Below are 12,568 nucleotides of genomic sequence, written 5' to 3' on the forward strand. Positions count from 1 at the left end.
TTGGTTACGGCGAACAGATCGCGCCCCGGTTCCATGTGGTGGCCTACGACCTCGGCGTCAAGAAGAACATCCTGCGCATGCTCGCGCAGCGTGGCTGCAAGATCACCGTGGTGCCGGCCACGACGCCGGCGGCCGATGTGTTCAAGCTCAAGCCCAATGGCGTCTTTCTCTCCAACGGCCCTGGCGATCCGCAGCCTTGCGACTACGCCATCGCAGCCGCGCGCGAGATCGTTGACAGTGGCACGCCCGTGTTCGGCATCTGCCTGGGTCACCAGATCCTGGCCCTGGCCGGCGGCGCGCGCACGTTCAAGATGCAGAACAGCCACCACGGCGCCAACCACCCGGTCAAGGACCTGGATTCCGGCCGCGTGAGCATCACCAGCCAGAACCACGGCTTTGCCGTTGACATGGACAGCATGCCGCAGCGGCTGCGCGCCACCCATGTGAGCCTGTTCGACGGCACGTTGCAGGGGCTGGAGTTCACCGACCGTCCGGCTTTCGGCTTCCAGGGTCACCCCGAAGCCTCGCCGGGGCCGCACGACATCGGCTACCTGTTCGACCGCTTCATCGGCCTGATGCAGGCGCGGGCCTGAGCACGCCATGAAGCTGTTCAGCTTTCCCACCTTCGCCGTCGAAAAGGCCATTGCCAAGCGCATGCTCACGCTCGAATCGCCGCACAAGGAATGGTTCGCGCAGCGCTGGGCGCAAAAACCCTACCGCAAGGCCTTTGTCGAGAACAAGGCCATGCCGCTGATCACGCTGCTGGCCAAGGGCAAAACCTGGGACGACGACACCTTCGCGGCCGAACTCCAGCAATGGAACGCGCCGTTCTACCCGGCCGAAGCCGAAGTGCTGCGGCCCATCATCGAAGGCGACGGACTGCTGCAGCTGATGCAAAAGAACATGCCACCCGAGCGCGTCCAGACGCTGCTGACCCGACTGGAACAACTGCGCCAGGCCAGCGCCTGACGCCAAGCCACCATACGCCATGCCAAAAAGAACCGATATCCAGACCGTTCTCATCATCGGCGCCGGCCCCATCATCATCGGGCAGGCGTGCGAGTTCGACTATTCCGGCGTGCAGGCCTGCAAGGCGCTGCGTGAGGAAGGCTACCGCGTGGTGCTGATCAACAGCAACCCCGCGACCATCATGACCGACCCGGCCACGGCCGACGTCACCTACATCGAGCCCATCACCTGGCAGACGGTCGAAAAGATCATCGCCAAGGAGCGCCCCCAGTGCCAGGGTGGCTTTGCCATCCTGCCGACCATGGGTGGCCAGACCGCGCTCAACTGCGCGCTGGATCTGTGGCGCAACGGCGTGCTGACCAAGTACGACGTTGAACTGATCGGTGCCTCGCCCGAGGCCATTGATAAGGCCGAAGACCGCCTGAAGTTCAAGGACGCCATGACCAAAATCGGTCTCGGTTCGGCCAAGTCGGGTATCGCCCACAGCATGGAAGAGGCCTGGGCGGTGCAGAAGACCACGGGCTTTCCGACCGTGATCCGCCCCAGCTTCACGCTTGGCGGTACCGGCGGTGGCATTGCCTACAACCCGGAAGAGTTCGAGATCATCTGCAAGCGAGGCCTGGAGGCCTCGCCGACCAACGAACTGCTGATCGAGGAGTCGCTGCTGGGCTGGAAGGAGTACGAGATGGAGGTGGTTCGCGACAAGGCGGACAACTGCATCATCGTCTGCTCGATCGAGAACCTGGACCCGATGGGCGTGCACACGGGTGACTCTATCACCGTGGCGCCGGCGCAGACGCTGACCGACAAGGAATACCAGATCATGCGCAATGCCTCGCTGGCGGTGCTGCGCGAGATCGGCGTCGACACCGGCGGCTCCAACGTGCAGTTCTCGGTCAACCCCAAGGACGGCCGCATGATCGTGATCGAGATGAACCCCCGTGTCTCGCGTTCGTCGGCACTGGCCTCCAAGGCCACGGGTTTCCCGATCGCCAAGGTCGCGGCCAAGCTGGCCGTGGGTTACACGCTCGACGAGTTGCGCAACGAGATCACGGGTGGTGCCACACCGGCCAGCTTCGAGCCGACCATCGACTACGTGGTCACCAAGATTCCGCGCTTCGCGTTCGAGAAGTTCCCGGCCGCCGACAGCCACCTGACGACCCAGATGAAGTCGGTGGGCGAGGTGATGGCCATGGGGCGCACCTTCCAGGAGTCGTTCCAGAAGGCGCTGCGCGGGCTGGAGGTCGGCGTTGACGGCATGAACGAGAAGACGCAGGACCGCGAGACGCTCGAGCGCGAACTGGGCGAACCCGGCCCCGAGCGCATCTGGTATGTGGGCGATGCCTTTGCGGCCGGCTGGTCGGTTGACGAGGTGCACCAGTTCACCAAGATCGACAAGTGGTTCCTGGTCCAGATCGAGGAGATCATCAAGCTCGAACTGGCCATGGACAAACTCGTGGCCGACAAGGGCGACCAGGCGCTGGCCAGCCTGGATGCCGACACGCTGCGTGGCCTGAAGAAGAAGGGCTTCTCCGACCGGCGCCTGGCCAAGCTGCTCTCGACCACCGACGCGGCCGTGCGCGCGCGCCGGCAGGAACTGAATGTGCGCCCGGTCTACAAGCGCGTGGACACCTGTGCGGCCGAATTCGCGACCAACACCGCCTACATGTACTCGACCTATGAAGGTCATGGCGATGGCGAGTGCGAGGCGCAGCCGACCGACAAGAAGAAGATCATGGTGCTCGGCGGCGGCCCGAACCGCATCGGCCAGGGTATCGAGTTCGACTACTGCTGCGTGCACGCCGCGCTGGCCATGCGCGAGGACGGCTACGAGACCATCATGGTCAACTGCAACCCGGAGACGGTGTCCACCGACTACGACACCTCCGACCGCCTGTACTTCGAGCCGCTGACGCTGGAAGACGTGCTGGAAATCGTGGACAAGGAAAAGCCCACCGGCGTGATCGTGCAGTACGGCGGCCAGACGCCGCTCAAGCTTGCCCTGGGTCTGGAGGCCAATGGTGTGCCCATCATCGGCACCACGCCCGACATGATCGACGCCGCCGAGGACCGCGAGCGCTTCCAGAAGCTGCTCAATGACCTCGGTCTGCGCCAGCCGCCCAACGCCACGGCACGGACCGAGGCCGATGCGCTGGAAAAGGCCGCCGCGCTCGGCTATCCGCTGGTGGTGCGTCCCAGCTATGTGCTGGGTGGCCGCGCGATGGAAATCGTGCACGAGCAGCGCGACCTGGAGCGTTACATGCGCGAGGCCGTCAAGGTCAGCAACGACTCGCCGGTGTTGCTCGACCGCTTCCTCAGCGATGCGATCGAGTGCGACGTGGACGCCGTGCGGGATGCCTCGGGCCGCGTGTTCATCGGCGGCGTGATGGAGCACATCGAACAGGCCGGCGTGCACTCGGGCGACTCGGCCTGCTCGCTGCCGCCGTACTACCTGTCCAAGGCCACCGTGGACGAGCTCAAGCGCCAGACGGCCGCGATGGCCAACGGCCTGAACGTGGTCGGCCTGATGAACGTGCAGTTCGCGATCCAGGAGGTGGGCGAGGGCGAGCAGAAGCAGGACGTGATCTACGTGCTGGAAGTGAACCCGCGTGCCTCGCGCACGGTGCCGTTCGTTTCCAAGGCCACGGGTATCCAGCTGGCCAAGGTGGCGGCGCGCTGCATGGCCGGCCAGACGCTGGACCAGCAGGGCATCGGCGCCGAGGTCGAGCCGCCGTACTTCAGCGTCAAGGAAGCCGTGTTCCCGTTCGTGAAGTTCCCGGGCGTGGACACCATCCTCGGCCCGGAAATGAAGTCCACCGGCGAGGTCATGGGCGTGGGCAAAACCTTCGGCGAGGCCTTCGTCAAGAGCCAGCTCGGCGCGGGCACCCGCCTGCCGACCTCGGGCAAGGTGTTTCTGACGGTCAAAAATGGCGACAAGCCGCGCGCCGTGGTCGTGGCACGTGACCTGCACGCCCTCGGCTTCGAGCTGGTGGCCACGCGCGGTACCGCTGCTGCCATCGACGCTGCGGGCATCCCGGTCAAGACCGTCAACAAGGTGGCCGAGGGGCGCCCTCACATTGTGGACATGATCAAGAACGACGAGATCGTCATGGTCATCAACACGGTGGAGGAGCGCCGCAACGCCATTGCCGACTCGCGCGCCATCCGTACCTCGTCGCTGCTGGCCCGTGTGACCACCTTCACCACCATCTCGGGTGCCGAGGCGGCGGTCGAGGGCATGAAGCACATGGACAAGCTCGACGTCATTTCGGTGCAGGAGATGCACGCCGCGCTCTCCGCCTGAAGAGGCAGGGCACCAGGGCGGCCCCCGGCGGCTGCCATCCTGTCGGGGATTCCCCGTAGCCGGGACGGTCTGAACGGACCCCGATTCAGGGCATAATAGCCACCAACGAAGCCGCCGACCGGAAACGATCGGCGGTTTGCTTTTTGTCGTGCGCCCGTGCGGGCGCGCCGTACCAGGAGACCGGACCATGGCCACCTTTCCCATCACCAAGCGCGGTGCCGAAATGCTCAAGGCGGAGCTGCACAGGCTCAAGACCGTGGATCGCCCCAACGTCATCCAGGCGATCGCCGATGCGCGCGCGCAGGGCGACCTGAGCGAAAACGCCGATTACGACGCTGCCAAGGAGCGCCAAGGCTTCATCGAAGGACGCATTGCCGAGATCGAGGGCAAGCTCTCGTCGGCACAGATCATCGACCCGGCCGAGGTGAACGCGGGCGGGCGTGTGGTGTTCGGCGCGACGGTGGAGCTGGAGGACGAGGATTCGGGCAATCCCGTGACCTACCAGATCGTGGGCGAGGACGAGGCCGACATCAAGCTGGGCCTGGTCAATATCGGCAGCCCGATTGCGCGCGCACTGATTGGCAAGGAAGAGGGCGACGTGGCCGAGGTGCAGGCGCCCGGCGGCGTGCGCCGCTACGAGATCGTGGCGGTTCGCTACGAGTGAGTGGCGCCATGCGGCGACTTGCCCTGTTCCTGGCCGCCCTGTGGTGGGGCGGTATCTCGGGCCTGAGCTTCCTGGCCGTACCCACGCTGTTCGCGCAGCTGGGATCGCCTGCCGTGGCCGGCCCGGTGGCCGCCCGGCTGTTTTCCCTGCAATGCTATGCCGGCCTGCTCATCGGCATGGCGCTGCTGGTGCTCCTGCGGCGTGAGCGCGGTGCGGCCGTCGAGCATGGCGCCACACCCACGCCGGAGGACCTTGCCCGTGCCCAGCAAGTGCTGGCGACGATGGGCTTCGTGCTGCTGGGCATGATGCTGGCGCTGGTGCAGGAGTTTGGCGTCGCCCACCAGATCGTCACGGCCCGCGCCAGTGGCGGCAACCTGCGCCTGTGGCACGGACTGGGGTCGGTGCTGGTGTTCGGCCAGTGGCTGTGCGCAGGCGCCATCCTCTGGCGCCTGTCGCGCGAAACGCAGAGGTAGCGGATTCTTCGCTCCAGGGCACCATGGAACCGGCTTTGCCGGGCCACTGGTGCCGTTCCCCTTCGAAGCGCAGAAGGTGCGTTACGGAGGGGGCTGAGGGCCGCGGCTCCAAGCCTGCCTGCGCAGGCTTGGATGTGGCCGAAGAGCCGGGTGCCTCTGGCTCTGGCGGCGGCACCGAGCCGCGTCAGCGGCGCAGGAGGGTGTTCTCTGCGGATGCCAGGGTGTTGACCATCAGCATCGTGATGGTCATCGGGCCGACACCGCCCGGCACGGGCGTGATCCAGCCGGCCACCTCCTTCACCCCGGCGAAATCGACGTCACCGCACAGCTTGCCCTCATCGTTGCGGTTCATGCCGACGTCGATCACCACGGCACCGGGCTTGACCATGTCGGCCGTGAGCACGTTGCGGCGGCCGACGGCGGCCACGATCACGTCGGCCTGCAGGGTCTGGGCCTTGAGGTCGGCGGTGCGCGAGTGGCAGATGGTGACGGTGGCGTCCTTGGCCAGCAGCATCATGGCCATCGGCTTGCCGACGATGTTCGAGCGGCCGATGACCACGGCGTGCTTGCCCCTGAGGTCGTAACCGATCGATTCGAGCATCTTCATGCAGCCGTAGGGCGTACAGGGCCAGAAGCCGGGCAGGCCCGTCATGAGGGCGCCGGCGCTGGCGACGTGGAAGCCGTCCACGTCCTTCTCGGGCGAGATGGCCTCGATCACCTTCTGGGCGTCGATGTGGGCCGGCAGGGGCAATTGCACCAGGATGCCGTGGATGGACGGGTCGGCGTTGAGCGCCTCGACGCGGGCCAGCAGCTCCGCTTCGGTCATGCTGTCCGGGTAGGTTTCCAGCACGGAGTGCATGCCGGTGTCGTGGCAGGCCTTGACCTTGTTGCGCACATAGACCTGGCTGGCAGGGTTCTCGCCCACCAGGATCACGGCCAGGCCGGGGGTGATGCCCTGGGTCTTCAGTGCGGAAACGCGCTGGGCAACTTCTTCGCGCAGCTGGCGGGACAGGGCGTTGCCATCGATGAGTTGTGCGGTCATGGTGGGTGCGACAGTCGTTAGAAAGAAAGACGCCCGCCGGGAGGGCGGGCGTCTGGGTGGGTGTGGTGATCAGATCTTGGTGGAGGTCTGGCCCAGGGCGATCTTGAGCAGGTCGGCGACGGTGTTGGCGCCGAGTTTTTCCATGATGTTGGCGCGGTGTGCCTCGACGGTCTTGATGCTGATGCCCAGATCGTCGGCGATCTGTTTGTTCAGGCGGCCAGCGACGATGCGCTCCAGCACCTGGGACTCGCGGCCGGTGAGCTTGGACAGCAGGGCATCGCGGCTGGCGGCCTGCTGGTGGATGGCGAAGGCATCTCTGGCCTTGTCCAGCATGCGCTCGACCAGTTCGAGCAGCTGGTCTTCCTTGAAGGGCTTCTGGATGAAATCCAGGGCGCCTTTTTTCATCGACTCGACTGCCATGGGCACATCACCGTGGCCGGTGATGAAGACGATGGGCAGTGGCGATTGGCGCTCCAGCAGGCGATCCTGCAGTTCCATGCCGGTCATGCCGCTCATGCGGATGTCGGCGATCAGGCAGGCCACCTCGCGGGCATCGTAGCGGTTGATGAATGCCTCGGCCGACTCGAAACAGCGGACCCGGTAGTCCTTGCCTTCCAGCAGCCATTGAAGGGAATCGCGAACCGCCTCGTCGTCGTCGACCACGTAGACGGTACCTTTCTTGGGGATCAAACTCATCTCGCTCTTTCTTCTGTAAACGAAGGGCGCGCCGGTCCTCCGGGAGGATCGCCCCCCTCGGACGTTTGCCGGGAGTGAACCGGGATCCAGAAGCTGAAGCAGCAGCCGGCCACCTCGTCACCATTGTAGAGGTTCTCGACCCGCATCCGTCCGTGGTGCGACTCGACGATGCTGCGGCACAGCTTCAGACCGATGCCCATCCCCTCGCTTTTGGTGCTGTAGAAGGCCTCATAGATGCGGTCGATCATTTCCGGTGGCACACCCTTGCCCGTGTCCTGGATCGAGAATTCGACCACATCCTGGCCCTCCTGACGGGACGGTCCGACGCGCAATTCGACGTAACGGGCACCCAGCGGCCGGTCAGCCTGGACGATGGCCTCGCCGGCGTTCTTGATCAGGTTGATGATCACCTGCTCGATCAGGATTGGATCGACCATGAGCGGGGGCAGGCGCGCTGCCACATACGAACTCAGTCGTACCTGGTGGCGCCGCAGTTCAATTTCGGCCAGTTCGATGGCCTCGTTGACCATCAGCGCCACGTCGGAGAGTGTCGGGTTGGGCTCGCTGCGTTTGACGAAGGCGCGGATGCGCTGGATGATCTGGCCGGCGCGCTGGGCCTGGCGTGCGGTTTTGTCCAGGGCGAGCAGCAGATCTTCTTCGGTGATGCGATGCTCGCGCACGCGAGAGATCATGCCGGTGCAGTAGTTGCTGATCGCTGTCAGCGGCTGGTTGAGTTCGTGTGCCACGCTGGAGGCCATTTCCCCCATGGTGATCAGGCGGCTGGCAGTCTGCGCCCGTTCGGCCTGGCGCGCCGCCTGCTCCTCGGCGTTGCGGCGCGGGGTGATGTCACTGGCAATCACCATCTGGGCCAGACGTCCGTCGACCCAGGTCAGGTAGCGGGTGCGGACTTCCAGCCAGCGACCCAGGGCCGGCGCAAATACCTCGGTGTTTTCGGCGCCGGCGTCCGTGAGACTCTCGGTGGGCATGCCGGCGAACGTGTCGACGGCATCACCCTCGTCGGCGGTCGGGCCGGGCTGGTTGCGGGTCAGTTCGACCAGTTCCTGATGGCCTTGCCCGCGGGCGCCAAACCACAGCCGGTACATCTTGTTGGCAAACAGCATCTCGTCGCTGCCCAGGGGGGCGACCGAGACGGCCGAGTCCAGCGATTCGAGCACCGTCGTGAAGCGCTCGTACGAGGCGGACAGTTCCTCGCGGATGCGCTTGGGCTCGGTGATGTCGGTCATCGAGGTCATCCAGCCGGTCTGTTGTCCGTTCGGGTCGATCAGGGGCGAGACGTACATGCGTGCGTCGAAGACGCTGCCGTCGCGCCGGCGCACACTGACCTCGAAGCCGCCGGGCATCGAGCGTCCGTTGAGTTCGTCTTCCAGCCGGGCGGCCAGCGCATCCTGGTATTCCTCGGGCCAGTATGGGAACGGGGCGGTGCGGCCCACCAGTTCGGCCTCGGTCCAGCCCGTCATCGAGCAAAAGGCCGGATTGACGTAGGTGATGCGGCCCTGCATGTCCAGCGCCCGCATGCCGGTCAGCATGGAGTTTTCCATGGCACGCCGGAAGTTGGTTTCAGCGATCAGGGCCTGCTGCGTCTGGACGCGCTTGCGGGTGTGGCGCCAGGTGCCGATCAGCATCCAGACCGTCAGGGCGCTGAGTGCGCCCACGATCCAGAAGAATCCACTGCCGACGATCGCCTGCGAAGTGCGGTAGCCCTGCGCCTTCAGGATCAGGCTGTTGCCGACGGGAGAGACCGGTACCTCGTGCTCCAGGGGCTGGTTGGACCAGGGTAGCAGGCGCAGCACCGAACCGGGAGGTTGCAGGCCACCGGCCAGGACGCGCTCGCGGTCATCCAGCAGGGCCACGGCATAGCGCGCCATGACTTCGGGCGGTATGCCGAAGCGCAGCAGGCCATCGATCGAGTACTCGCCCATGATGGTGCCGGCAAAGCGGCCCTGAGCAGCCAGAGGAATCTGCAGGATCAGCGATGCGGCCGAGGCACTGTCACCCAAGGGGCGCGAGTACACCGGTTGACGCATTTCGCGGGCGAGGTCGAACGAGCCATCCGTCTCGTCGGCCGCCATGATCGACCCGGGCAGGCGCTGCATGTGCAGCGGGGCACTGGGTGACGCATACCGGGAAATGATGTTGCGCTGGGCATCGATCCAGGTGATGGCCTGCAGCTCGGGAAACTGGCTGATCAGGGCATCGGCCTGGAACTCGAACTCGCTGGCCTCGATTTCGCGGTCCGAGACGTCGCGCGCCAGGCGCATGAGTTGCTCCTGACGCTCCAGCAGGCGCAGGCGCAGGCGCTGCTGGGCATATTCGACGTCACGGGTGACCGCTTCCTGCTCGCGCTCGAGCTCCTCCAGCCGCAGGTAGGAGATGGCCACCGCAATGGCGACCAGGAATAGAAACACCGCCATCAGCGGTCCGAGCGTGGCAAAGCGATCCTGACGGGCAGGTGGCAGACGCCGCCACCAGCGCTTCCACCAGTGCCGGCTTTCGGTATGCGAGGCCATGAGGGTGACGGGGCGCGAAAACTGGCTCATCATGGCAGAGTCTACGTGACAGCGCAGCCCCGAACTTGATTTTGTTATATGAAAAATAGATGCATATATTGAAAACAACACTTCTTTGTGTGAGAATTCGCCGAACTGCAGGTCCGGCGTGAGGCCGGTTTTCCAACGCACAGGAGACAATACATGTCAGCGACCCCGTCGAAAAACCAGGGTGTGATCGATACCGATGCCCAGGAAACCCGTGAATGGATGGAGGCGCTGAGCGCCGTCATCGAGAAAGAAGGGCCCGAGCGAGCCCACTTTCTGATCGAGCAACTGCTCGAAGAAGCCCGCCAGAACAGCATCGACCTGCCGTTTTCGGCCAACACGGGCTACGTCAACACCATTGAGCCGGACCAGGAAGCGCGCTGCCCCGGCAATATCGCGATCGAGAAGCGCCTGCGCGCCTTCATGCGCTGGAACGCCATGGCCATGGTGGTGCGCGCCAACCGCATCCACCCCGCCGATGGCGGCGACCTGGGTGGGCATATCGGCTCGTTTGCCTCGCTGGCCTCGATGTGGGGTGCAGGCTTCAACCACTTCTGGCACGCCGAAAGCGAGAACCACGGCGGCGACTGCATCTACTTCCAGGGCCACAGTGCCCCCGGCATCTATGCCCGGGCCTACCTGGAAGGCCGCATCAGCGAAGAGCAACTGGAAAACTTCCGCCAGGAAGTGGATGGCAAGGGCCTGTCCAGCTACCCCCACCCCAAGCTGATGCCTGGCTTCTGGCAGTTCCCCACCGTTTCCATGGGCCTGGGGCCGATGATGGCCATCTACCAGGCGCGCTTCCTGAAGTACCTGCACGCCCGCGGCATCGCCGACACCGCCAACCGCAAGGTGTGGATTTTCCTGGGCGATGGCGAGATGGACGAGCCCGAGAGCAAGGGTGCCATCAGCCTGGCCGCGCGTGAGAATCTGGACAACCTGATCTTCGTCATCAACTGCAACCTGCAGCGCCTGGACGGCCCGGTGCGCGGCAACGGCAAGATCATCCAGGAGCTCGAGGGTGACTTCCGCGGTGCCGGCTGGCACGTCATCAAGCTGCTGTGGGGCAAGGGCTGGGACGATCTGCTGGCGCGCGACAAGAGCGGCAAGCTGCGCCAGCTGATGATGGAGACGCTGGATGGCGACTACCAGACCTTCCGTGCCATGGACGGTGCCTACATCCGCAAGCACTTCTTCGGCAAGTACCCCGAGACGCTCAAACTGGTCGAGCACCTGACCGACGACGACATCTGGGAACTGCGCCGTGGTGGCCATGAACCGGAAAAGGTCTATGCCGCCTTCCATGCCGCCAACGAGCACAAGGGACAGCCGACGGTGCTGCTGGTCAAGACCGTCAAGGGCTACGGCATGGGCAAGGCCGGTGAGGCCAAGAACACCGTGCACCAGACCAAGAAGCTCTCGGATGAGGACATCCGCTACATCCGCGACCGCTTCAACATCCCGATTCCCGACAGCGAGCTGGACAAGTTGCCGTACTACAAGCCGGCTGACGACACGCCCGAGATGCAGTACCTGCACGAGCGGCGCAAGGCCCTGGGTGGCTACTTGCCGCACCGGCGCCAGAAGGCCGACGAGCAGTTCACCGTGCCGTCGCTGGAGACGTTCAAGGCCGTGACTGAACCGACGGCCGAGGGCCGCGAGATCAGCACGACGCAGGCCTACGTGCGCTTCCTCACGCAGTTGCTGCGCGACAAGGCCCTGGGGCCGCGCGTGGTGCCCATCCTGGTGGATGAGGCGCGCACCTTCGGCATGGAAGGCCTGTTCCGCCAGATCGGCATCTACAACCCCCTGGGTCAGCTTTACACCCCGGTCGACCGCGACCAGGTGATGTACTACAAGGAAGACAAGGCCGGGCAGATCCTGCAGGAAGGCATCAACGAGGCGGGTGGCATGTGCTCGTGGATCGCGGCGGCGACGTCGTATTCGACGAACAACCGCATCATGATCCCGTTCTTCGTGTACTACTCGATGTTCGGCTTCCAGCGCTTCGGCGACTTTGCCTGGGCTGCCGGCGACATGCAGGCGCGTGGCTTCATCCTGGGTGGCACGTCGGGGCGCACCACGCTCAACGGCGAGGGCCTGCAGCACGAGGACGGTCACAGCCACATCCTGGCCAGCACCATCCCCAACTGCGCGAGCTACGACCCCACCTTCGCGCACGAGGTGGCGGTGATCATGCACCAGGGCCTCAAGCGCATGGTCGAGCGCCAGGAAAACGTTTTCTACTACATCACGCTGCTCAACGAGAACTACGCCATGCCCGGCCTGACGCCTGGCACGGAAGAGCAGATCATCAAGGGCATGTACCTGTGCAAGCCCGGTGCCGAGGGCGAGAAGCGTGTGCAACTGCTGGGCTCGGGTTCGATCCTGCGCGAGTCGCTGGAGGCGCAAAAGCTCCTGGCCGCGGACTGGGGTGTCCAGGCCGATGTCTGGAGCTGCCCGAGCTTCAACGAACTGACGCGTGACGGTCAGGATGTGGAGCGCTGGAACCTGTTGCACCCGCTGGAAACACCGCGCGTGCCCTTCGTGACGCAACAGCTGGGCAAGAGCACGGGCCCCGTGGTCGCGTCCACCGACTACATGAAGAACTACGCCGAGCAGATCCGCTCCTTCATTCCGGCGGGACGCGTCTACAAGGTGCTGGGCACCGACGGCTTCGGCCGCAGCGACTTCCGCAGCAAGCTGCGCGAGCACTTCGAGATCAACCGCCACTACATCACCGTGGCGGCCCTGAAGGCCCTGGCCGAGGAGGGCAAGGTACCCGTGGCCAAGGTGGCCGAGGCGATCCAGAAGTACGGCATCAACACCGAAAAGGTGAACCCCCTCTACGCGTAACGATCCGGA

General features: G+C 64.9%; 9 protein-coding genes. 6 read left to right on the forward strand and 3 right to left on the reverse strand.

Annotation, left to right across the window (positions count from 1 at the left end):
* The 5 genes from PHQ87_RS04845 to PHQ87_RS04865 all read left to right on the forward strand — a co-directional run.
* Positions 1-593: carbamoyl phosphate synthase small subunit (locus PHQ87_RS04845; protein ID WP_300231751.1), on the forward strand; the 593-nt coding region annotated here is incomplete at its 5' end.
* 7 nt (positions 594-600) lie between these two features.
* Positions 601-969: a hypothetical protein gene (locus PHQ87_RS04850; protein WP_300231752.1), complete on the forward strand. Its 369-nt coding sequence runs from the start codon at positions 601-603 to the stop codon at positions 967-969.
* 19 nt (positions 970-988) lie between these two features.
* Positions 989-4,273 carry a carbamoyl-phosphate synthase large subunit gene (gene carB, locus PHQ87_RS04855; RefSeq protein ID WP_300231754.1) on the forward strand — a complete coding sequence of 1,095 codons (3,285 nt, stop codon included), beginning with the start codon at positions 989-991 and terminating at the stop codon, positions 4,271-4,273.
* Positions 4,274-4,460: 187 nt separating this feature from the next.
* Positions 4,461-4,937 (forward strand): transcription elongation factor GreA, encoded by a 477-nt coding sequence (greA, locus tag PHQ87_RS04860; protein ID WP_300231756.1) that lies wholly within the window; start codon positions 4,461-4,463, stop codon positions 4,935-4,937.
* 8 nt (positions 4,938-4,945) lie between these two features.
* Positions 4,946-5,410: a DUF4149 domain-containing protein gene (locus tag PHQ87_RS04865; protein ID WP_300231757.1), complete on the forward strand. Its 465-nt coding sequence runs from the start codon at positions 4,946-4,948 to the stop codon at positions 5,408-5,410.
* Positions 5,411-5,594: 184 nt separating this feature from the next.
* On the opposite strand, the gene folD is transcribed toward PHQ87_RS04865, so the two are convergent.
* The 3 genes from folD to PHQ87_RS04880 all read right to left on the reverse strand — a co-directional run bounded on the left by folD (position 5,595) and on the right by PHQ87_RS04880 (position 9,706).
* Positions 5,595-6,452: a bifunctional methylenetetrahydrofolate dehydrogenase/methenyltetrahydrofolate cyclohydrolase FolD gene (folD, locus tag PHQ87_RS04870; RefSeq protein ID WP_300231759.1), complete on the reverse strand. Its 858-nt coding sequence runs from the start codon at positions 6,450-6,452 to the stop codon at positions 5,595-5,597.
* Positions 6,453-6,521: 69 nt separating this feature from the next.
* Positions 6,522-7,148, reverse strand: coding sequence for a response regulator transcription factor (locus PHQ87_RS04875; protein WP_300231760.1), 627 nt, complete (start codon positions 7,146-7,148; stop codon positions 6,522-6,524).
* On the reverse strand, positions 7,145-9,706 hold the full coding sequence (locus PHQ87_RS04880; protein ID WP_300231780.1) for a PAS domain-containing sensor histidine kinase: 2,562 nt from the start codon (positions 9,704-9,706) through the stop codon (positions 7,145-7,147). Before PHQ87_RS04880 ends, PHQ87_RS04875 begins: the two co-directional genes overlap by 4 nt.
* 153 nt (positions 9,707-9,859) lie before the next feature.
* On the opposite strand from PHQ87_RS04880, the gene aceE reads away from it, so the two are divergent.
* Positions 9,860-12,559: a pyruvate dehydrogenase (acetyl-transferring), homodimeric type gene (gene aceE, locus PHQ87_RS04885; protein WP_300231761.1), complete on the forward strand. Its 2,700-nt coding sequence runs from the start codon at positions 9,860-9,862 to the stop codon at positions 12,557-12,559.
* The last annotated feature ends 9 nt before the right edge of the window (positions 12,560-12,568 follow it).

It is taken from the genome of Hydrogenophaga sp. (assembly GCF_028698005.1).
GTDB lineage: Bacteria > Pseudomonadota > Gammaproteobacteria > Burkholderiales > Burkholderiaceae_C > Hydrogenophaga.

Bases quoted from the DNA above. Each gene is read 5' to 3' on its own strand.
- PHQ87_RS04850 (WP_300231752.1), top strand. From the start codon at position 601: ATGAAGCTGTTCAGCTTTCCCACCTTCGCCGTCGAAAAGGCCATTGCC.
- carB (WP_300231754.1), top strand. From the start codon at position 989: ATGCCAAAAAGAACCGATATCCAGACCGTTCTCATCATCGGCGCCGGC.
- greA (WP_300231756.1), top strand. From the start codon at position 4,461: ATGGCCACCTTTCCCATCACCAAGCGCGGTGCCGAAATGCTCAAGGCG.
- PHQ87_RS04865 (WP_300231757.1), top strand. From the start codon at position 4,946: ATGCGGCGACTTGCCCTGTTCCTGGCCGCCCTGTGGTGGGGCGGTATC.
- folD (WP_300231759.1), bottom strand. From the start codon at position 6,452: ATGACCGCACAACTCATCGATGGCAACGCCCTGTCCCGCCAGCTGCGC.
- PHQ87_RS04875 (WP_300231760.1), bottom strand. From the start codon at position 7,148: ATGAGTTTGATCCCCAAGAAAGGTACCGTCTACGTGGTCGACGACGAC.
- PHQ87_RS04880 (WP_300231780.1), bottom strand. From the start codon at position 9,706: ATGAGCCAGTTTTCGCGCCCCGTCACCCTCATGGCCTCGCATACCGAA.
- aceE (WP_300231761.1), top strand. From the start codon at position 9,860: ATGTCAGCGACCCCGTCGAAAAACCAGGGTGTGATCGATACCGATGCC.